Source organism: Streptomyces sp. NPDC055966 (assembly GCF_042269865.1).
Taxonomy (GTDB): domain Bacteria; phylum Actinomycetota; class Actinomycetes; order Streptomycetales; family Streptomycetaceae; genus Streptomyces.
In genome coordinates this window covers 1-16,730 of the sequence record NZ_JBHJYK010000031.1, presented here as the reverse complement: position 1 = coordinate 16,730, position 16,730 = coordinate 1, and the positions used below count along the sequence as shown (strand labels likewise).

Genomic DNA, 16,730 nt, shown 5'->3' with positions numbered 1-16,730 from the left:
GCCAACTCACCATCTGGAGCCCCGCGTGATCCTCCACGACGCCGCCACCACGTTCACCAGCATCATCACCGCCGCGTTCGCGTGGGTGGAGATGCTCGCCTTCGCCCTCGCATTCACCGTCGCCGTGGTCGGACTCGCCGCAGCCCCGCTGTTCGCCCCTACCACCCGCCGCGGCATCCGACGACCGACCGCCCCCGCCCGCCGGCACGTGCCCTCATGGGCTCACACGGAGCCGTACGACTACGACGAAGCCGCCTGACCACGGAGACACCGATGACCCCAGCCGCAGGCCTGGAGTGCCTGGGCTGCCACCGGGCCCTGAAACGCCCGTCCCCCACCGGGTACGGCCCGACCTGCGCCCGCAAGCGCGGCCTCACCCCGGGCAAGCCACGCCGCAGCACGGTCGGCCGCCGGTCCAAGCCCGCCAAGGTGCCGCCCGCAGCCGACGCACTGCCCGGACAGACAGAGCTCGATCTCTTCTTCCACCAGCCCTCGCTCGACTCAATCTGACCCACAGGAGCACCCCGTGCCCGAAACCCGACTCGTCTGCCTCGACGAAACCCACGCCGCCGCCGTCATCGAAGAAGCCACCCGCCCCGGCGACACCGTCCACACCGTCCGCCAGGAAGGCGCGGTCGTCGTCATCGGCTACCACGACAAGCGCTGGCCCCTCGACGTCGCCGACTGGGCCGGAGAGCACGGCCACGCCTCCGACCACGACGCCGCCCGCGTCATCGCCGGACTCTGAGCGCCCACCCCCCAGCCGCACAGCCGCCTAACCACGGAGACACCACATGACCGACACCGCCGCCCTCGCTGAAGCAGCCGAGAAGCTCCGCGCCCTCGCTGAGACCGCGCAGCACGATCTGGAGACCGCCGACTACTGGAAGCCCTACGAGCCTGCCCGCGCCTGGCGGGACGGCCACGTCAACGGCTTTGGCGGCGTCAGCTCCGACTACGTCGCTGTTCTCCCGCCCACCGTCGGCCTCGCTCTCGCTGACTGGCTCGGCTGCCTCGCCATGCACGAACCCGCCGAACGCAGCGGAGGCGAATGCGCCTGGTGTGGCAGCAACCACGCCGAGACCGTCGCCCGCGCCCTCACCCAGCCCACCGCGTGACCGCCGCCACATCCCTGCCACCACACCGGAGGACCCCATGACCAGCACCGACCAGCTCGACCTTGACGCCATCGAAGCCGTCGTCCGCAACGCCGCCGCGATCGGCGCCGACATCGACCCGGGCACCGCCGCCGCGCTCGTCGCCGAAGTCCGCCGCCTCCGCGCCGAACTGGCCAAGGAAGAGCACCGGCACGGCGAGACCATCGACGACCGCGACCGCCTGCACGACATGGCCGACAAGCTCGCCTACGCGGTCGCCCCGGAGGAGGTCATCGGCGAGCACTCCTCGATGAACTGCCCGTGGGAGAACGCCCTCGACCTGATCACCCCGGCAGCCAAGGTCGACAAGCTCCGGCAGCAGATGGCCGGCGTCACAGCTCTGTGCGACGCCGCCGAGAAGCAGGCCACCCGCTGGGAGCACCCGCTCCCGGTCCCCGAGTGGGTCGCCGAAGTCCGGCGCGCGCTCAACCCCGCCGCCCGGTCCGCCGCCGTCTGAGGAGCCAGCCGTGACAACTGACCAGCCCACCCCGACGGCCAGGTCCCGGATCGTCCTGTGGCCCGAACCAGAGGACGCCGACTTCCCCGCAGGCGACACGTCCCTCACTCAGGCCAGCGACGACGAGCTGCGGTTCTACGCGGCCAACTACGCAGGCGTCCCCCTGCGGGAGCTGATGCGCCGCCTGCGGCTGGCCGAGTGGAACGCGGCCGAGTACCAGCGGCAAGCCGAGGAGCTGCAGGCGAGCACTCGGCAAATGCCGCCACTCCAAGCGATCCGCGAGATGGACGACCGGCACAAGCGGATCCGCGGGCTGCTCGCCACGCCCGGGCGTATCAGCCGCGCCGACCTCGAAGCGGCGCTCCGCGAGCCCGCTGTCTGACCCCGTGACCTCCAACGCCACGGCTGGCCGCCTGAATCGGCCGTCCACCAACCCAACCTGAAGGAGACCCCGATGCCCATCAAGAAGATCCACCGCTACATCGCCGTCTGCGACGTCTGCCAGCAGCCGATGCGGTTCGGCACCGACAGCGAGATCGAGTACACGCCGAACTACGGCACCCGGCGGGACGCCCAGGCGGCCGTCGACGACAACGAGTGGACCGACCTCGGACGCGGACGTATCGCCTGCACCGCCTCGGACCCCGCCCACGACGACGCCCGTGACGCGGCACTAAGCCGCCGCGCGTGACCACCAACGCCGCGGCCGGCCTCCTGTTGGAGCCAGGAGGCCGGCCGGGCACCCCGAACCCTTTCACACCTGGAGTGACCATGAACCAGAGCGACCCTGAGCGCACCGGTCGTGCGATGACCATGCGGGAGATCCGCGAGGCGCTCGGCCACGACGTCAGCCCGCGGCCGCCCGTCCATCAGGCCGTGTGGATCGACGGCGACCCGCTGATGGAAGCCATCGCCCACGCCGTGTGGGAGGGCTGCGGCACCGACGAGTGCGCGAGCGTCACCGTCGACGACCCGCGGAACATCGCCGCCGTGGTGGCTGCCGTGGTGTCCCCGCCGACGGACCGAGCCGCCGTCCTGACCGAAGCCGAGCGCACGATGCTGACCTACGCCCTCGACCAGGCGCAGGAACGGATCTGGGTCGACGACGGGTTCACCCACGAAGATCAGGCCGCACTCGACTCGCTGCGCCGTCTGGCCGTCGAGGCGCACGACACCGGGACACAGCAGCCCGAGGCGCCCGACGACCTGGCCACCGCGCGGGCTACGAACCAGCGCCTCAACTACGAGAAGCAGCGCCTGGAGTCCGAACTCGCCGCCTACCGCCGCGCCGTCGGCCAGTGGGAGGTCAGCGAGCGCGGCACGTACATCCCGCACTCCAGCCTCCGCGTGATCGGCAAGGCGTGTGGCGTGGACATTCTCGGCACCGTCCGCCACCTCAAGCACTTCGAACGCGTCGAGCAGGCCGAGGCGGCTATCGAACGCGTCCGGCAGTTGCACGACCGGCTTGCCGAGGAGACGGACCTCACCTCGCCTGACGACTCGATCACCCGTGGTGCGGTGGCCAAGCGGATCGCGGCGGCGCTGGACGGCTGGAACCCGAGCGGGGCCCCGCAGTGTGACGTGGAGTTCGAGGGCGGCGGTCGATGCGCCAAGCCCGCCGGGCACAGGCCGCCTGGCAGCGATGACCCGCACGTGCCCGCCCCTGTGGTGCAGCAGGCCGCGGCAGCCGAGACCGATGAGGAACGCGCCGACCGCGAGGCGACCGAACGCGACCACGCCCGCGGTGACCACACGTACTGCGGGATCACCTGCGAGACCGAGATGCCGACCGAGCACCTGCGGAACTTCGTCATCGCCAAGGGCTACCCGGGCACGAGGGGCGCGCTCGACGAGCTGCTCCGCCGTGCCCGCACCAGCGCCGCCGAGCAGCAGGCCGCGGCAGCCGACGGCGAGGAGACGAGCCGCTGCGCCCACACCGACATCATCTACGGCCGCTGCGTTCTCCCGATCCCGCACGACGGCGAATGCGTCCACGAGCGCCAACCGCGCTGCGCCATGCCGTCCCCGGACGGCCAGCACTCGTGCGTGCTGCCGCCGAACCACGAATGGCTGCACGCCGACAAGCACCTCGCCGAGGTGATGCCGAACGGCAGCCGCGTGGTGTGGGAGACACCGACCGAAGCGCCACCGTCAGCCTGACCCGTCTGCCCCGGCTGCTGCGTGCGGGCGGCCGGGGCGTGGCGGGGGCGTGGCGGGGCCGAGAGGGCGGCTGCACGGCCGCGACAGACACGAACAGCCCTCCAGCGCGAACCACGTCGCTGGAGGGCTGAAGCGCTTCTCTGGGCGCCGTGCAGCGGCTATGCAGCCGGGTGCTGCACTGCGGTGTCCGTGCTGGCGCTGTCGTCGACCATGCGGTCCGGGGACAACGCGTACTGGAAGATCAGCTCGTTCAGCGTCCGCACCCCCCACAGCGCCTTCAACGCGGCGATCTGCTCTTCCAGCTTTCGCTTCGAGACGCCGATCTTCCGGGCGGTCACCGCCTGCGAGACCCCGGAGCACAGCATGCGCATCACCTCGCGCTGCTGCACGGTGGTGCGGACGCCGTCGTCGGCCACGGTCTCCCGGGCCTGCCGCCCCCGCGATGGCCGCAGTTCGCCCGACCAGGGCTGGGCGCGCCGCCACATCACCTCGTACACGCCGGCCAGCATCGCGACGACCGCCGGGTCGGTGACCAGCCACGCGGAGTGGGCCGGCGATCCGGCGACGATGTGGTCGGAGACGAACGCGTACTGGCGGTCCACCAGGATCATCCGCTCGAACGCGCCGACCAGCGTCCGGTACTGCGCGGGCCGGCCCGTCGTGCGGGCGGACATGGTGCGCGCGTACTCGCCGGTCACCGTGTGGTCCCGGACCGTGTCCCGGTAGATGGTGCGCAGTGCGACGCCCCGGTCGAGGGCGGCGGCATCCCGGGTGACGGCTGTCTCCAGGATCTCCCGCGAGCGGGGGCCGCCGGGCTGCGCGGCAAGGATCTCCCTGCGCGCGTCACCTACAACCTCCTGGAGCCGGGCGTTCACGATGACCGGGTCGTCCATGTAGACGGACGTGCCGCCCGGGATGCGGAGCTGGGCGGCGTGGAAGTCACGGCCGAGGTCCCGGGAGAGGCCCGGCATCCGGGACATGCGGTCAACGCGCCGGCGGGCGGTCTCCAGTTCCTCTTCGAGCTTGCGCTGCAGGGCTTTGTCCGGGTCGCACGCGACCGGCCGGCCACTCGCGTCGGAGGTGATCAGACCCCATGCCGTCAATTCCTCTCGCGCGGCCGGATGCTGGGCTTGAAGCTGGTCGGCGACATCCCATTCCTGGCGGGCGATTGCCCCATACAGCCGGGTTGCAGCAGCCGACAAGCACTCCCCGCTATCACCCTCAGTCAAATGTATGGCCAACGATCAGATCCCCCGTCAACAACCCTTAGATCAACTGCGGTTTCCCGCACCGCGAGCACCCGCAGACACAAGCCATTGAGACATCAACGAGCGTACGACAAGGTGAGTCCGGGGCGTCCCCCGACGCTCGTACCAACGCTCCTCCCCCACCCCATGCAACAACTGCCAGCACCATGAACTTGCAAGGGCCAAGGGATTCGCAGCAGGAGCCGCAGTAACGAGAATCGGGAGACGCCCCACACGCATGCCCGAATTCAGAACAAACTCAGAGGGAGACCCGCCCATGAAGACGCCGCTGCGACGGCTCCTCGCCGGCCTCACACTCACCGCCGCCATCGCCACCGCCGGCCTCACCGCCACGGACATCGTTGCCACCCCACAAGACGACACCGGATGGGGCGCACCCGCCGGCGACACCGGATGGGGCAGCCTCCCCGCCTCCTCCACCGTCGACAGCATCACCAGCTCCGTGCCCCTGACGGACACCGCCTGGGGCTGACACCCTGACCGCGTGCCGTCTGGTCGCGGCTCAAGGGGAAGCAGCCCAGCCCAGACGGCACGCCACCGGGATCTTGTCGGCGCCTCGTGCCACACTGGCGTTGTCCGCCCTTGTCCCGCATCCCCCGTCGAGATGAGGGCGGTCGCACGTCAGCCGTCCAGGTAACCCAGCTCGGTGTCCGGCCGGCAGAACGAGCACGCCGGCACCCCGCCCGCGAGCGCGCGCCGTGCTGTGTCCGAGTCCGTCGGCTTCGACCGCTTCCCCGCCATCCGGCACCCGCCAACGTGCACAGCGTTCGGGACGGCGTCCCTGTTCAGCCCGTACTCGATCAGCCAGTCCGGGGCCCGCTCCTCCGTGGCGGCCGCCGCCCGCGTCTGCTGCTCCTCCCGCTCCCGCACCTGCCGGATCCGCGCGTCGATCCGCTCCACCCACATGGCATGCCAGGTACGCAGCGTCTCCAGACGCTCAAGATCGGGAGGCAGGTCATCGAACATATTTGCGAGTCTACGGGCATGAGAAAAGGGCCCGCCACCCGGCATCGCACCAGGTAGCGGGCCCATCCCCTTCGCGGGTCAATGCGGCAAGAGTACGGCGGCAGCCCTCCGAGCAAGCGCCGATGCGGAAACCGGGTCTTGCGGCCCGTCGTTCCCCACCAGCACCTCCACCAGCCGACCGGCCGGCACCACCGGCACGCCCCGCACGAAGAACCCTTTCCCGGGCACTGGGGCGTTGTGCATGACGATCACCGGCTGCACCGGCGCCCCGACCGCGCGGGCCACAAGATCCGTCTCGTACAGCACGCTGCGTACCGACTGGCTGCGGTCGGCGTTCCCGTGCCACAGCGTCCCGCCCCGCTCGTACACCGGCCACTTCGCCGACCACAACTTCGACTCCACCAGGAAGACCTGGGCGCCGGGAGACACCCCGACGTGGTCGGCGTTCGCGGACCGGGCACCGGGAATCGACCGGTCATGTAACACCAACCAGCCCGCTTCCTCGAGGGGCCGTAACAGAGCGGCGGTGCGCTGCTCGCCGACCGCGCCGGCGTCACAGTCGGCCGCCCTGGCGTCCGCGCGTCGCGCCGCCGGGTTCACGCCGAGGGCCGCGGTGAGACGCCGCCACAGGCCCTTGCGCGTGGCTGCACGCTGCTCTTGACCCCACCGGGCCGCCGACCCGCCCGCGGCGCTCACCGTGCACCACCGGAATAGCCGAGGAACCGTACGAACGCACGCGCACCGTTATGGAAGAACACAGTCACACCCACCCGATCAGGCCTGTCCGCATCCCGCGTCGACCACCGATCCACCCGCGCAACCCGCGGCGACCGGGACCGGCCGATCACCGCAGCCAGCCACTCCTCCCCGCCATCCTGAACATCCGTCTCCTCCCACGCAGCAGGCTCCCCATCAACCTCGGCGGCGGGATGACCGTGCCTCTCACCGTCCGCCAGCTGCCAGGTGACCTGCCACCGAACCTCCGAATCCGCCAACTGGATGGCGAGACCGTACGGGTAGCAGGCAACGCCAGCTTCCTGCAGCGTCTGCACCCGAGTCACGTTCGGCGTGTTCTTCACGCAGTCCAGCAAAAAGCGCGTGAATGCCTCCACACGCGGCACTGCGGCTTCGCTCATGTCACTCCTTCAAGGGTGTTGGGGTTCCAGGTGTCGGGGCCGCCGATGACGCGCACCCGGCGGCCCCTGAACCATCTGGGCCAGATCCGGCCCACCGGCTTGCCCGACTTCACGCAGGGTGGGCTTCCGTGCCGGGACAGACGCCCGTTGGCGGACATCGCCACCCGCTGGTCGCATACGGGGCAGTTGATACGGATCGTCATCGCTCGGCCGGCTTCCCGTGCCGGGCCAGCGCCGCCTGCCTCCGACGCCGGACCCGACGGGTGTGCAGGACGTGCTCGGCCACGCTGGATATCCCCGTGACGACACCGACGAGGACGACGAGCAGCCACAACGGCATGTCCGTCCGGCCCGTCACCGCCCACCACAGCAGACCGAGGCCGACCCCGAGCACGGTGTACAGGGCAGCGGAGACGATGAGAGACAGGTAGGTGCGGAGCATTGGCCCTCCCGGGCGTGATGTGACGAGGAGTGACGAGACGACGTGTTCTACCGGCCGGTAGGGGTCTCCACCCCGCTGTGGGAGGAGACCCAACACAGAAGTCGGCTACGCATCGTGACGGCAGTCGTAGTTCGCACCCCTCGGGATGGCGATCTCCTCGAGCTTCAACACCTCGAGACGGAGCGCCACAGCCACCGCCTGCGCCCGATCCCCCACCCGCAGCTTCCGCAGGATGCCCTGCATGTGGGTCTTCACCGACTCCTCGCTGATCCCCAACTCCCTACCGATGGCCCGGTTGGTGTTGCCGTTCGCAGCGAGGCGCAGGATCTGTATCTGCCGGCCCGTGAGGCTGGTCCGCGGCGGCGCGGCCAGGGTGCGCGGATAGACACGCATGTGGTGCGCGGACGGGACAGGCCCGCCACCTTGAGGCGACGGGCCCACCTGAACCGGGGCGGTCATGCGGTGCGTCCCAGCAGGAACTGGTGCATGGTCCGGTTGTGCCGGGCGTCGGCCAGCGCGTTGTGCAGCCCGGCCGGCTGCTCCGGCATCTCCGGGTTCCCGGCCTGCCAGCGCAGCGTCTCCAGCTCGTTGAACCAGCGCGGGATCTGGTCCGGCATGACCGACCAGTCGTTGTCCCACAGGGAGTGCAGACGGCAGATGTCCTGTCCGCCGTACCAGGCCCACAGGTGCGTGGTGTCAGCGTCCGTGTCCGCGAAGTAGCGGGCCACGCCAGCCCGGATGCCCGCGATGGTGAGAACGTCCTCGTGGAGGAGGTTGAGCGCCTGGAAGGCGCCCGGGGCGTGCACGGTCGGCAGGGACGACCACACGTTCTCGACCATCCACGGCACCGCGGTCACCGCGGCGATGTCCATCTCGGCGTTCACGCCGTAAAACTCCACGCCCCGGTCGTCGGTGAGACCGATGGAGACGAGACCCGCGGTAGTCGGGTCGGCGGGCAGGAACTCGCAGTCCAGGTACACGTTACGGATGGTCATGCGGGGTTGGTCTCCTTCAGGGTCTTGTTGCGTCGGCCTTGCGGGAGTCGGGCGCCGAGCCCTTGCCGGGACGGCACGGTGACGGCCTGCGGCGGCCGCTGTACGGGCCGGGGAGCGGCGTCGGGAGTCTCCGGGTACCAGACCTCCACCCACACCCCGGACAGCCGCCACACCCCCGCCGTACGGCCCGGCGTCGAAAAGTCCAGGTACGGCATCGCGTCGTCCGCGGACGACTCCACAGACGGCTCCACCCGCAAGGACAGGAACAGCGCCTGCCGACCCATGAACGCCCGCAAGGCGCCGGCCGGGTTCGGGCCGCGCAGTTCGGCGGACAGGTACAGCCGGCCGTCCTCACCGCGGGTGGTCTGCCAGTTCCGCAGCTTCTCGGGCCGATCGGCACTGCAGGCAAGCCAGTGCTTCAGCGTCAGACACTTCGCGGTGAGCGCGTCAGGGTGCAGGGCCAGGTTTGCCATGGGGCTTCCTCACAGTGCGGGATGGGGTGGGGCCGTGCAGCGGTCAAGGGGGCGACGGCTGCACGGCCCCGGGGAGGCCTCCCCGAAGGGGGTGAAGAGGCCTGGCGGTCAGTCCTGGAAGCAGGTGAACTCGTCGGTTACGTCCTGGCCGTTCTCGTCGAGGACGGCGATGTCCCAGGCCTTGCCGCGGTTGGCCAGGCTGAACACCACCCGGCCGATGGTCTCCACCTGGCGAGCTCGCAGCTCGGTGCGCTTCTGGCACCCTCGCTCCGTGTCATAGGCGAGGGTGTACGTCGGCGCGAGGCGGACCATCTTCTTGCCGCGGCGGACCTCGGAGACGATCCGGCCCTCCTCCTCGGCTTCCTGCACGGCCTCGTCGATGTTCAGCTGCGCGAGGCCCATGCCCCAACCGAGCGCGTCCACGGCCGTCCAGTCGTAGCTGGTGCCGGTGAGCCGGGTGACGATGTCGTCGACGGTGGCGGCGCGCTGCGGGGCGGGGCCTTCCTTCACCTCGTAAGCGCGGGGGTCGTAGCCGACACCGGTCGTGGCCGCGTGCCGGGGGGCGTCCTCGTTGAGCAGCTGCGCCTTGATGCCGGGGATCTGGACGGCGTAGTCCGCGATGCGGGTCCCGCCGGGGACGCTGTAGCCGTTGGGGTCGAGGAGGCGGAGTTCGAACATGGGTGTCCCCCTGAAGCGAGGTGGTGGGGCTTGATGTATTCACCGTACCCGTCAAAGCATTGCATTGCAATGCGTTCGCGGTGGCGGGATGAGAAAAGGGGCCCAGCCACCAGGCCAGACCCCTCAACCCCGCAGCAGAGCACGTCAGAAAGGAGGTTCTGAGTCCCACGCCCCTGCTGCCTGCCCGCCAGCCGCCGCGCCCGACGTCGCCCACGGGTCTTCCCGACCCTCACGCGACGACTGGGCACGCGCCTGCTGATACGCCTGCTGGCCACCACCCGCCCCGGCCTTCTCCACCCGGGCCGTAGCGAAGCGGAGCGACGGCCCTATCGAGTCGATCAGCAGCGACGGCCCCGACCGCTTCTCCCCCTCGCGGTTCGTCCATTGATCGGTTTTCAGCCGGCCCGACACGACCACCTCCATCCCCTTCTCCAGCGACTCCGCGATTCGCTCGGCGTGCTTGTCGAACGCCTTGCCGTCGACGAAGAAGGAGTCGCCGTCGACCCACTGGCCACTGTCGTCCTTCTTGCGGGCGTTGAACGCCAGGCGCACCTTCACGACCGCAGTACCCTGCGCTGAAAAACGCAGCTCAGGAGTGTCGATGAGTCGGGCAGTTCCGTTCAAGGTCGGCAGACTCATGCCGCTTCCTCCATCGTCAGATTGCGTCGGCCAGCCTGCGAGTTGTCGGCATGACCGCACATGTGCTCCCGGGACGCCTGCAGGCCCTTCGCGCTGCGCTTCTCCCGGATCGGGCCCCCGTACTGCGTGTACCGCTGCCCACGGCAGATCGCCCGGACCGTCTCCCGGTTCGTGTCGAACGACATCGCCAGCTCAAGGTCGGTAGCCCCCTCGGCCGACCGCTCCCGGATCGCAACGATGTCGGCCTCGGTGAACTGCTTCATGGTCGGCTTGGCCAGGGACGGGAAGGCTCGGCCGCTGCGCTGGTACTGCTTCCTCAGCCGGTTCACCCAGTTCTCGGCCGTGCGGCGCGGCCACTTCCTCAGCACGTCAACATCCGACAGCGTCATCCCCTGGACGACGCACTGCTGTACCGCGGCCAGGAACTCGGCATCGGTGAGGCTGTCGACGCGGAAGCCGCGGACGAACTTGGTGACGGCGACCTGGTCCACGTAGTCGTCATCCAGGCCGTCGGCGGGTTCGGGGGCGAGGTCGCGTACCGAACGCTGCTCGGACCACGACGGCACCGTCAGGCTGCCGTGCTCGTTGAAGTCAAGCCAGCCCAGTGCTTTTCCCACCGGCTGCTCCGGGTCGACGAGGCCGGCCAGGACGACCAGCAGGGCGTCCTTCTGCTTGCCGTCGAGGCCCGCCAGGACGTCGGCGACGTCCTCGGGGCCCCCGTCACCGTGGACGAGGACCGCCAGATGGGCGGCCACGGGAAGCATCTGCTCGGCAAGGTCGCCGCGCTGCTGTGCAGTAAGATTGCTCATGACGCCCGCACCCCTTCCGCGGCCACCCGCTCCGCCTCGAACCGGGCCAGCGCACGGCACAACGTCGCCCGCTCCACACCCAGACGGCGCGCGATCTCCCGCTGCGGCATACCAGCCGCCACCTGCTTCTCGATCCACGCCTGCTGGTTCATGCAGCGTTCCGTCTGCGACTCCGGCTGATCGCGGAGCTTCCGGCGCTCGGCCACGGACTTGCCGCCCCAGATCCCCTCCGGCTCCGCGGTAGCGATTGCCCACTCCAGGCAGGCCGTCCTGGACGGGCAGCGCGCGCAGATGGCCTTGGCCTGTGTGGTCTGCTTCTTCCAGCCGTTCGTGTGCGGGATCGGGAAGTGAAGGTCGGGGTCGACGGTCGCGCACGCGGCGTACGCCCGCCAGTCCTCGGTGTGCGCGGCCCGTGTCGGGGCGCGGCGGATAGCGGTGGTCATGAGGTGGCTCCGGTGAGGGTGTAGAGGCGGATGATCGCGCCGGGCTCGGAGAGGGCTTCGGGGTGCTCGCCGGGGTAGACCTTGCGGCTGTGGGACTCGATGACGCGGCCGTCGTCCTCCCAGGCCCTGGCGGTGCTGATGGCGTCGTAGGTCGAGCGTTCGAGCTTGTCGATGTCCGGGCTGACGGCCGGGTAGGTGCGGCGGCGCTTGGGGGCGTTGCCGGGCTTGGGAAGGGTGAAGGTGACGTCGGCTCGGACGGGGCCGGCGAGGGCCTGGGCGTCGCCGCGGAGGATCGCTGCGGTGATCGCCTCGGAGACCTTGTCGCGCCACGGCTTGACCTTCTTGGAGGATTCCCGCATGAGGGGGATGGCCTTGCCGGTCTTGCGGCTGCGTCCCCATCCCACAGGGGACTTGCTGCCCTGCGGTCCCGGGAGGCCGTGTACGGCGACGGTGAGCCGGGGCGCGTCCTCCCACTCATACGCCTGTAGGGCGGCGGGGGCGGTGATGCTCATGCGGGGTACTCCTGGACGGGTATGGGGCCGAAGCGGCCGCGTCGGAGGTGGGTGGCGTTGCCGGGTGCGTGGCCGAGATGGGTGAGGCCACAGAATTCGCAGGTGTAGGGGTGGAGTCGTGGCCCGCCGATACGGCGTATCTGGCGGGCTCTTCGCCGTGCGAGGGATCGGGTGGAGAAGCGGGTTTTGCCGTGGCAGGCGCGGAGGTAGCTGTTCACGTCTGTCCGCGGGGCGGGGTGGGTTCGGGGAGGCCGAGGCGCTGTGCGAGGGCGATGCGGGCGTCACGGTCGTAGGCCGGGTCGTGGATGAACGCGACCGTGAGGGCGATCTGGCTTCGCAGGACGGCGAGGTCGCTCTCGGCGGTGGCCAGCAGCGCGGTGTGCCGGGTGCACAGCTGACCGGCGAGCGTGTCGACGTAGGCCTGGTCGTTCTCAGGCATCGACGCCCACCTCGCTGCCGACGCTGTGGTCGAAGTTGTTCGGGTCCTCGCCGTTCAGGACGTCCCGCAGTTCGTTGGCACAGTCGCTGTACTGGTTGGCGCAGCCCTCTTGGATGCCAGCCTTCAGCGGGTCGTTCTTGACGGTTTCGAGGGAGCTGACGGAGTGGTGTCGTCCGGCAGTTCGGAGCCATGCGCTGGTGAGCTTGTAGGCGTTCCCAACGATCGATTCCAGCTCGGCGACGCGGGCGTCTGTCTTCTTCTGCTGCTGCGCGGCGGCTTCAGCAAGGACGGCTTCGATGACGTGCTGGAGGATCTCCTCCGGGTCGCCCTGGAGGGCGATCGCCATGGCGGCGGCCGGGCAGAGCTGGTTGAGGGCGCCGACTGCAACGTCAGTGAGGCTGCTGGCCTGATCGGTGGTCACGGCTCGGGGTGCTCCTTCGCTTCTTCGTCGTCGGCGCGGGCGGGGAGGACGGGGATCGGCTGGGTGTCGTCGGTCGCGCTGGTGGCGTGGGTGAGGGCGTCGCCGAGGGCGCGTACGGCCGGGTTTGGGGCTGCCAGTTCGGGCGCCTTGTCGGTGCGCTGCTTGCACTGGGCGGTGAGGGCGCGGGCGTGGTCCAGTTCCCGGGCGGTGTGGATGGTGCGGACGTGGACGGCACCGTGGGGGCAGCGGATCGCGGCGTGGAAGGTCGGTTGCTGGTCGGTGGTGGCGTGGGCCGGGCTGTGGGTGAGGACGGTGCCGTCGGCCAGGCGGGCGATGGGCCCTTCCCAGGAGCGGACGGGGACCGGGAGTTGGGCCTTGGCGGCGGCGAGGGCGGCGCGTATGGCGGCCTGCTCGGTGGCGCCCATGGGGCCTACGAACACCCGCCGGCGGACGGGGAGGGGCTTGCGAAGGTCGACGGCGGTCTGCCGGTTGACCTGCTCGGGCTTGACGGAGAGCGCCTTCTTAGCGGCCGGCTTGCGGGCCGCTGTCTTCTTCGCGGGGGCCTTGCCGGGTGCCGGTGCCGTCTTCTTGGCGGCGGCGTCGCGCTGGGGCGGGGTGGTCTTCTTGGCGGTGCGGGTGGTGGCCATGGTCGGCCTCCGTCCTGGGTTGGGTCTGGGTGGTGCTCCGTGTGGGGTGGGGGGTGTGGGTGAGGAGGTAGAGGGTGGTGACGCCGACGGCGATGGCGATGCCGTCGGGCCAGGTCACTCGGTCGCCTCGTCGGGGTTGAACTCGCAGTGGGGGCACGGCTGCTGCTCAAGGTCGAGGCAGACGACGCAGTCGTCGCCGACACCGGCCGGTACGACGGGGGTGTCGCTGACGTCGGAGCCGCAAAGCGCGAGGTCGGGGTTGCAGCAGAAGACGTGCGTGGTCTCGCTGTCCGACCTCGTGAGATCAAGCGTCGGCGCGGCAACGGGGACGGCTACCGGTGCCCTCCCCTGGGCGTGGTCGAGCCACTGGTGGGCGACCTCGGACTGGGCGTTGATCTGCGCGATGTGGCCGTTGAGGATGCCGTGGACAGTGTTGGCGTAGCCGCAGACGTAGAGGTTCGCGGGGACAAGGCCGGTGGGAGCGGCGTCCAGCATCTCGTCGGCGCGGCGCACCAGGTTGTGGACGTTCTCGCCGTTCTGGTGCTCGTCGTAGGCGTCGGCGACGCCGAGAGCGTAGAAGGGGTTCTTCGCGAACGGGCTGGACGCAGGCGCTTCGTAAGTCTTGAGGCTCATAGCGTTGCCCTTTCAGGCGGCGGGGGCGATGGGGGTCTGGATGGCGAGGGCATTGGCGGCGGACAGGAGCCGGCCGATGACCTCACTGGTGGTGGTCGTGTCGGCGGCCCACTTGGTGACGTGCCGGATGTGGTCCGCGACGTACAGGCCCGGGACGATCTCCACCTCCGGCGCCGTGGTGTAGAGGGAGTCGGAGAGAGCGCGGATCGCGGCCATGGTCCCGGCGCTGCACTGGATGAGGCGCAGGGCCGCATCCGGGTCGGTGAAGAACTCGTCGGGCAGGCCCCACTCGGCGCGGGCGTAGATGTGGGCGGCGATGGTGAGGTGATCGAGATCGCCTCGCCAGCAGAGGCCGCCGCGGTAGAGGCCGTCGGTGTTGATGACGGCGGCCGCGTCCTGGAGGGTGCTGATGGGGTTGCGCATCGAGTTCTCCCCTGGGGTTGAACACCCGGGCCACGCAGTGCGGTTGTCATGCGAGGCCCGGGAGGCTTGTGATGGGTTAGGCGGTTTCGCGGTGCCGGTCGGCGCAGGTCGGGCACTGGTGGCGGCCGAGGTTGAAGCCGTCGGACTCCTCGATGACGTGGGCGTCCGGGTGCTCCGGGTCGAAGATGACGGGGCACCAGCAGGAGCAGGCGCACTTGCGGATGTGGCCGCCGTAGGGGATGCGCAGACCGGCGATGGCGGCTGCGGCGAGCATCAGGGCGAGGTATTCGCCGTTGTCCCGGTTGTCGTCGGCGAGTTCCATGACGCGGTCGAAGCGCTCTTGGTCGGCCTGGTTGAGGCTGCGGTAGTCGGCTTCGGCCTGGTTGTAGGCGTGCGTCATCACGGCCATGGCGGGCTCCGGGAAGGGATGAGAGGTGGAACTAGCCCTGGTGAGGGGCTGGTTGCCTTATCTGTGTTCCACCGTACCCCTGAACACATTGCATTGCAATGCTTCTGCGAGTCCGGGCATGAAAAGGGCCCCTCCCGCCTGCTCCCTAAGAGGCGGTGGGGCCTACATGCCGGCGGTCAGCGCCCGTCGACCCAGGCGGCGTGGACCTTCAGCAGATCCGTCCACGACGCGTGGTCGGCGCGGCCATGCCGGGTGAGGGGCACGCCACGCGCCTTGCACTGGCGCTGGAGAGTGCGCACAGCGATGGGGTGATCGGTCTCCGCGAAGAGCGCGGACGCGTCACCGAGACTGATCTCGTTGAACGGAACGATCGGGCTGATGAGACTTGCGGCCAACGCTGGCCTCCCAGATCGGCGGCCATCGTTCGCAGCTCCGGCGGCCGAGACGGGGTGGATCACTAGTGGTCCACTTGTGGTGAAAGTGTGTTCAGTTGTAGGTGATGATATGTACGACTCTCGCGTGACGCATCAGGTTGCACTCGCCTGACGAAGATTTTTACGAGCCGCCACGTGCTCGTATGCCAGCCGCGCCAGGTCGAACGTCCGGGAGAAGCCGTCCCTGTCGACACAGTCGGTGTTGGTGCACACCGCGCGCTGCATCTGCTGCTGCCACATCAGCCCCCACGTACGGCACTTCGGGCAGCGCTGCTTGCGGACGACGGCGTGGTCACCGGCCCGGATGGCGTGCTCGAGAAACTGCCGGAACTCGATCACCTCCCCTCGCGCCCGCACGGTCTCGGGGGCGTGCTCGGTATGCGCGTGGCACCAGTCGTACACCGCGGCGACCGACTCGGGGATCGGGCCGGCGCCGGGATTCACGGCGTACGTGTGCTCGGCCACCTCGCGGACGGAGGCGGTGACGTGGTCGAGGGTGGCGAGGCTGAGCGGGGCTCCCGAGTGAACGGTCGTCCGATGCCCTTCGGCGGGGCCTGTGACGGGGTGCTCGCGGTAGTACTGCTGGAGGTGGTGGAGGCGGGCTGCTGCGCCATCGCCGTCGGTGTCGTCCGTGTTGCCCATGGGCGTGTCCCCGTCCCCTAGGCGGCCCCTGGGCGCGGGACGTCCTCACTCATGGTGCAGGGGCGCGCGCCGGAGGCCGGATGATGTCACTCCGGGTGAATCCGGACGCCCCATGATGGCACGCAAGTGGCCCCCGGTGAACGGGCTGTAAGAAACGATCAACTGTCTGTGTGTGAAGATTGACCGAGCTGGATCGAGCAAACGACAAGAACCCCCGGCATATGCAGACAACTTGTTCAGGCCAGCAGCCGCGGAGCCTGCTCCATACCGTGTATGACCGCCAGCAACTCCTCTAGCTGAGCCTGGTCGATCAGCCCGGTCGCGCGCGAACCCTCAAGCGCCCGCGCGCAGATCTGAAGGGTCCGGACGAACACGGCCGCGGTGTCCTCGTCGGTGAGGCTCTGGTGGATCTCGTTGAGGGAGATCTCGATGTCCTCGGCGAACCGCTCGAGCGCCGTCCGTCCGGCGTCGTCGGGGGCGGCCCCGGGTGGTGTCGCCATCGTCCACCGTCCCTGGGCCGCCTGAAGCGCGCCACCGCGGCGGCGCT

The 16,730-nt window shown here is 69.8% G+C and carries 31 protein-coding genes; 9 read left to right on the top strand and 22 right to left on the bottom strand.

Annotated features, from left to right (window positions below; all coding sequences use genetic code 11):
• Positions 1–25 precede the first annotated feature (25 nt).
• The 8 genes from ACFC8N_RS42650 (at position 26) to ACFC8N_RS42615 (ending at position 3,774) form a co-directional block, all read left to right on the top strand.
• Complete coding sequence (locus ACFC8N_RS42650) at positions 26–259, top strand: hypothetical protein (RefSeq protein ID WP_376295030.1); 234 nt, start codon at positions 26–28, stop codon at positions 257–259.
• A 14-nt stretch (positions 260–273) separates the two neighbouring features.
• On the top strand, positions 274–510 hold the full coding sequence (locus ACFC8N_RS42645; protein WP_376295028.1) for a hypothetical protein: 237 nt from the start codon (positions 274–276) through the stop codon (positions 508–510).
• 16 nt (positions 511–526) lie between these two features.
• The gene (locus ACFC8N_RS42640; protein WP_376295026.1) at positions 527–748 is read left to right on the top strand and encodes a hypothetical protein; all 222 of its coding nucleotides are present in this window, start codon (positions 527–529) and stop codon (positions 746–748) included.
• Positions 749–794: 46 nt separating this feature from the next.
• The gene (locus tag ACFC8N_RS42635; protein WP_376295025.1) at positions 795–1,118 is read left to right on the top strand and encodes a hypothetical protein; all 324 of its coding nucleotides are present in this window, start codon (positions 795–797) and stop codon (positions 1,116–1,118) included.
• A gap of 37 nt (positions 1,119–1,155) precedes the next feature.
• Positions 1,156–1,614, top strand: a complete 459-nt coding sequence (locus ACFC8N_RS42630) for a hypothetical protein (protein ID WP_376295023.1) — start codon at positions 1,156–1,158, stop codon at positions 1,612–1,614.
• A 10-nt stretch (positions 1,615–1,624) separates the two neighbouring features.
• Positions 1,625–1,996, top strand: coding sequence for a hypothetical protein (locus tag ACFC8N_RS42625; protein ID WP_376295021.1), 372 nt, complete (start codon positions 1,625–1,627; stop codon positions 1,994–1,996).
• A 72-nt stretch (positions 1,997–2,068) separates the two neighbouring features.
• On the top strand, positions 2,069–2,305 hold the full coding sequence (locus ACFC8N_RS42620) for a hypothetical protein (protein WP_376295020.1): 237 nt from the start codon (positions 2,069–2,071) through the stop codon (positions 2,303–2,305).
• An 80-nt stretch (positions 2,306–2,385) separates the two neighbouring features.
• Positions 2,386–3,774 carry a hypothetical protein gene (locus ACFC8N_RS42615; protein WP_376295018.1) on the top strand — a complete coding sequence of 463 codons (1,389 nt, stop codon included), beginning with the start codon at positions 2,386–2,388 and terminating at the stop codon, positions 3,772–3,774.
• A 158-nt stretch (positions 3,775–3,932) separates the two neighbouring features.
• Here ACFC8N_RS42615 and ACFC8N_RS42610 read toward each other — a convergent pair whose 3' ends face one another.
• Positions 3,933–4,877: a hypothetical protein gene (locus ACFC8N_RS42610; protein ID WP_376295017.1), complete on the bottom strand. Its 945-nt coding sequence runs from the start codon at positions 4,875–4,877 to the stop codon at positions 3,933–3,935.
• 421 nt (positions 4,878–5,298) lie between these two features.
• On the opposite strand from ACFC8N_RS42610, the gene ACFC8N_RS42605 reads away from it, so the two are divergent.
• Positions 5,299–5,514: a hypothetical protein gene (locus ACFC8N_RS42605; protein WP_376295016.1), complete on the top strand. Its 216-nt coding sequence runs from the start codon at positions 5,299–5,301 to the stop codon at positions 5,512–5,514.
• A 149-nt stretch (positions 5,515–5,663) separates the two neighbouring features.
• Here ACFC8N_RS42605 and ACFC8N_RS42600 read toward each other — a convergent pair whose 3' ends face one another.
• The 21 genes from ACFC8N_RS42600 to ACFC8N_RS42500 form a co-directional block, all read right to left on the bottom strand.
• Positions 5,664–6,008 carry a DUF6233 domain-containing protein gene (locus tag ACFC8N_RS42600; RefSeq protein ID WP_376295015.1) on the bottom strand — a complete coding sequence of 115 codons (345 nt, stop codon included), beginning with the start codon at positions 6,006–6,008 and terminating at the stop codon, positions 5,664–5,666.
• 78 nt (positions 6,009–6,086) lie between these two features.
• The gene (locus ACFC8N_RS42595) at positions 6,087–6,704 is read right to left on the bottom strand and encodes a nuclease-related domain-containing protein (RefSeq protein ID WP_376295014.1); all 618 of its coding nucleotides are present in this window, start codon (positions 6,702–6,704) and stop codon (positions 6,087–6,089) included.
• Positions 6,701–7,144 carry a hypothetical protein gene (locus ACFC8N_RS42590; RefSeq protein WP_376295013.1) on the bottom strand — a complete coding sequence of 148 codons (444 nt, stop codon included), beginning with the start codon at positions 7,142–7,144 and terminating at the stop codon, positions 6,701–6,703. The genes ACFC8N_RS42595 and ACFC8N_RS42590 overlap by 4 nt, the downstream gene beginning before the upstream one ends.
• Positions 7,145–7,343: 199 nt before the next feature.
• Positions 7,344–7,586, bottom strand: a complete 243-nt coding sequence (locus ACFC8N_RS42585; protein ID WP_376295012.1) for a hypothetical protein — start codon at positions 7,584–7,586, stop codon at positions 7,344–7,346.
• A 105-nt stretch (positions 7,587–7,691) separates the two neighbouring features.
• On the bottom strand, positions 7,692–8,045 hold the full coding sequence (locus ACFC8N_RS42580) for a LuxR C-terminal-related transcriptional regulator (protein WP_376295010.1): 354 nt from the start codon (positions 8,043–8,045) through the stop codon (positions 7,692–7,694).
• Positions 8,042–8,581, bottom strand: coding sequence for a hypothetical protein (locus ACFC8N_RS42575; protein WP_376295008.1), 540 nt, complete (start codon positions 8,579–8,581; stop codon positions 8,042–8,044). The genes ACFC8N_RS42580 and ACFC8N_RS42575 overlap by 4 nt, the downstream gene beginning before the upstream one ends.
• Positions 8,578–9,054 (bottom strand): hypothetical protein, encoded by a 477-nt coding sequence (locus tag ACFC8N_RS42570; protein ID WP_376295007.1) that lies wholly within the window; start codon positions 9,052–9,054, stop codon positions 8,578–8,580. Before ACFC8N_RS42570 ends, ACFC8N_RS42575 begins: the two co-directional genes overlap by 4 nt.
• Before the next feature lie 108 nt (positions 9,055–9,162).
• Positions 9,163–9,732 carry a hypothetical protein gene (locus ACFC8N_RS42565; RefSeq protein ID WP_376295006.1) on the bottom strand — a complete coding sequence of 190 codons (570 nt, stop codon included), beginning with the start codon at positions 9,730–9,732 and terminating at the stop codon, positions 9,163–9,165.
• A 144-nt stretch (positions 9,733–9,876) separates the two neighbouring features.
• Positions 9,877–10,371, bottom strand: a complete 495-nt coding sequence (ssb, locus tag ACFC8N_RS42560) for a single-stranded DNA-binding protein (protein WP_376295005.1) — start codon at positions 10,369–10,371, stop codon at positions 9,877–9,879.
• On the bottom strand, positions 10,368–11,180 hold the full coding sequence (locus ACFC8N_RS42555) for a hypothetical protein (protein ID WP_376295003.1): 813 nt from the start codon (positions 11,178–11,180) through the stop codon (positions 10,368–10,370). The genes ssb and ACFC8N_RS42555 overlap by 4 nt, the downstream gene beginning before the upstream one ends.
• Complete coding sequence (locus ACFC8N_RS42550; protein ID WP_376295002.1) at positions 11,177–11,623, bottom strand: WhiB family transcriptional regulator; 447 nt, start codon at positions 11,621–11,623, stop codon at positions 11,177–11,179. Before ACFC8N_RS42550 ends, ACFC8N_RS42555 begins: the two co-directional genes overlap by 4 nt.
• Positions 11,620–12,135 (bottom strand): RusA family crossover junction endodeoxyribonuclease, encoded by a 516-nt coding sequence (locus ACFC8N_RS42545; protein ID WP_376295001.1) that lies wholly within the window; start codon positions 12,133–12,135, stop codon positions 11,620–11,622. The genes ACFC8N_RS42550 and ACFC8N_RS42545 overlap by 4 nt, the downstream gene beginning before the upstream one ends.
• Before the next feature lie 214 nt (positions 12,136–12,349).
• Positions 12,350–12,574 (bottom strand): hypothetical protein, encoded by a 225-nt coding sequence (locus ACFC8N_RS42540; RefSeq protein ID WP_376295000.1) that lies wholly within the window; start codon positions 12,572–12,574, stop codon positions 12,350–12,352.
• Positions 12,567–12,995, bottom strand: coding sequence for a hypothetical protein (locus tag ACFC8N_RS42535; RefSeq protein WP_376294998.1), 429 nt, complete (start codon positions 12,993–12,995; stop codon positions 12,567–12,569). The genes ACFC8N_RS42540 and ACFC8N_RS42535 overlap by 8 nt, the downstream gene beginning before the upstream one ends.
• Positions 12,992–13,642, bottom strand: a complete 651-nt coding sequence (locus ACFC8N_RS42530; RefSeq protein WP_376294997.1) for a hypothetical protein — start codon at positions 13,640–13,642, stop codon at positions 12,992–12,994. Before ACFC8N_RS42530 ends, ACFC8N_RS42535 begins: the two co-directional genes overlap by 4 nt.
• Before the next feature lie 114 nt (positions 13,643–13,756).
• Entirely contained in the window at positions 13,757–14,275 is a 519-nt protein-coding gene (locus ACFC8N_RS42525) for a hypothetical protein (RefSeq protein WP_376294995.1), read from the bottom strand.
• Positions 14,276–14,287: 12 nt separating this feature from the next.
• Positions 14,288–14,698 (bottom strand): hypothetical protein, encoded by a 411-nt coding sequence (locus ACFC8N_RS42520; RefSeq protein WP_376294994.1) that lies wholly within the window; start codon positions 14,696–14,698, stop codon positions 14,288–14,290.
• Between the two features lie 76 nt (positions 14,699–14,774).
• On the bottom strand, positions 14,775–15,107 hold the full coding sequence (locus ACFC8N_RS42515; RefSeq protein ID WP_376294992.1) for a hypothetical protein: 333 nt from the start codon (positions 15,105–15,107) through the stop codon (positions 14,775–14,777).
• A gap of 176 nt (positions 15,108–15,283) precedes the next feature.
• Positions 15,284–15,502: a hypothetical protein gene (locus ACFC8N_RS42510; protein WP_376294991.1), complete on the bottom strand. Its 219-nt coding sequence runs from the start codon at positions 15,500–15,502 to the stop codon at positions 15,284–15,286.
• A 132-nt stretch (positions 15,503–15,634) separates the two neighbouring features.
• The gene (locus ACFC8N_RS42505) at positions 15,635–16,183 is read right to left on the bottom strand and encodes a hypothetical protein (protein ID WP_376294990.1); all 549 of its coding nucleotides are present in this window, start codon (positions 16,181–16,183) and stop codon (positions 15,635–15,637) included.
• Positions 16,184–16,419: 236 nt separating this feature from the next.
• The coding region (locus tag ACFC8N_RS42500) for a hypothetical protein (protein WP_376294988.1) at positions 16,420–16,730 on the bottom strand (311 nt) is incomplete at its 5' end.

Coding starts and splice junctions, on each gene's coding strand:
- ACFC8N_RS42580 (WP_376295010.1), bottom strand. CDS start 8,045: ATGACCGCCCCGGTTCAGGTGGGCCCGTCGCCTCAAGGTGGCGGGCCT.
- ACFC8N_RS42575 (WP_376295008.1), bottom strand. CDS start 8,581: ATGACCATCCGTAACGTGTACCTGGACTGCGAGTTCCTGCCCGCCGAC.
- ACFC8N_RS42635 (WP_376295025.1), top strand. CDS start 795: ATGACCGACACCGCCGCCCTCGCTGAAGCAGCCGAGAAGCTCCGCGCC.
- ACFC8N_RS42530 (WP_376294997.1), bottom strand. CDS start 13,642: ATGGCCACCACCCGCACCGCCAAGAAGACCACCCCGCCCCAGCGCGAC.
- ACFC8N_RS42645 (WP_376295028.1), top strand. CDS start 274: ATGACCCCAGCCGCAGGCCTGGAGTGCCTGGGCTGCCACCGGGCCCTG.
- ACFC8N_RS42605 (WP_376295016.1), top strand. CDS start 5,299: ATGAAGACGCCGCTGCGACGGCTCCTCGCCGGCCTCACACTCACCGCC.
- ACFC8N_RS42520 (WP_376294994.1), bottom strand. CDS start 14,698: ATGCGCAACCCCATCAGCACCCTCCAGGACGCGGCCGCCGTCATCAAC.
- ACFC8N_RS42565 (WP_376295006.1), bottom strand. CDS start 9,732: ATGTTCGAACTCCGCCTCCTCGACCCCAACGGCTACAGCGTCCCCGGC.
- ACFC8N_RS42550 (WP_376295002.1), bottom strand. CDS start 11,623: ATGACCACCGCTATCCGCCGCGCCCCGACACGGGCCGCGCACACCGAG.
- ACFC8N_RS42630 (WP_376295023.1), top strand. CDS start 1,156: ATGACCAGCACCGACCAGCTCGACCTTGACGCCATCGAAGCCGTCGTC.
- ACFC8N_RS42590 (WP_376295013.1), bottom strand. CDS start 7,144: ATGAGCGAAGCCGCAGTGCCGCGTGTGGAGGCATTCACGCGCTTTTTG.
- ACFC8N_RS42620 (WP_376295020.1), top strand. CDS start 2,069: ATGCCCATCAAGAAGATCCACCGCTACATCGCCGTCTGCGACGTCTGC.
- ACFC8N_RS42505 (WP_376294990.1), bottom strand. CDS start 16,183: ATGGGCAACACGGACGACACCGACGGCGATGGCGCAGCAGCCCGCCTC.
- ACFC8N_RS42570 (WP_376295007.1), bottom strand. CDS start 9,054: ATGGCAAACCTGGCCCTGCACCCTGACGCGCTCACCGCGAAGTGTCTG.
- ACFC8N_RS42540 (WP_376295000.1), bottom strand. CDS start 12,574: ATGCCTGAGAACGACCAGGCCTACGTCGACACGCTCGCCGGTCAGCTG.
- ACFC8N_RS42615 (WP_376295018.1), top strand. CDS start 2,386: ATGAACCAGAGCGACCCTGAGCGCACCGGTCGTGCGATGACCATGCGG.
- ssb (WP_376295005.1), bottom strand. CDS start 10,371: ATGAGTCTGCCGACCTTGAACGGAACTGCCCGACTCATCGACACTCCT.
- ACFC8N_RS42525 (WP_376294995.1), bottom strand. CDS start 14,275: ATGAGCCTCAAGACTTACGAAGCGCCTGCGTCCAGCCCGTTCGCGAAG.
- ACFC8N_RS42515 (WP_376294992.1), bottom strand. CDS start 15,107: ATGGCCGTGATGACGCACGCCTACAACCAGGCCGAAGCCGACTACCGC.
- ACFC8N_RS42585 (WP_376295012.1), bottom strand. CDS start 7,586: ATGCTCCGCACCTACCTGTCTCTCATCGTCTCCGCTGCCCTGTACACC.
- ACFC8N_RS42555 (WP_376295003.1), bottom strand. CDS start 11,180: ATGAGCAATCTTACTGCACAGCAGCGCGGCGACCTTGCCGAGCAGATG.
- ACFC8N_RS42545 (WP_376295001.1), bottom strand. CDS start 12,135: ATGAGCATCACCGCCCCCGCCGCCCTACAGGCGTATGAGTGGGAGGAC.
- ACFC8N_RS42600 (WP_376295015.1), bottom strand. CDS start 6,008: ATGTTCGATGACCTGCCTCCCGATCTTGAGCGTCTGGAGACGCTGCGT.